The 301-nt window shown below is 44.5% G+C and carries 1 protein-coding gene; it reads right to left on the reverse strand.

Going from position 1 to position 301, the window contains the following annotated elements; translation table 11 throughout:
* The coding region (locus tag OGY83_RS25140) for a putative Ig domain-containing protein (RefSeq protein ID WP_353622036.1) at window positions 1-159 on the reverse strand (159 nt) is incomplete at its 3' end.
* Between the last annotated feature and the right edge of the window lie 142 nt (window positions 160-301).

The raw sequence follows: 301 nt of genomic DNA on the forward strand, positions 1-301 counted from the left end.
ACCTACTGGAGCAGTAGGAGTACCAGTAATTGTGCCATTTGTAGAATTTAGCCCCAAACCAGCCGGTAATGCCGGCGATATACTAAATGTCAAGTGGCCTCCTGTCATCGAAGTTGCAGTAACGGGAATAAAGTTTGTAGAAGTACCAGCAGTTAACATTTTATTGGCTTCATGCACTGTAATAATTGGCCCATTGACTGTTGCAAGAGTCAACGTGAATGTTCTGGTCGGGCTACCATTACTGTCAGTAACAGACAATTGGTAGGCGGTCGCTGAAGTAACTACACTGGTTGTTCCAGAA

This window comes from Citrobacter sp. Cpo090 (assembly GCF_030332665.1).
Taxonomy (GTDB): domain Bacteria; phylum Pseudomonadota; class Gammaproteobacteria; order Enterobacterales; family Enterobacteriaceae; genus Citrobacter; species Citrobacter portucalensis.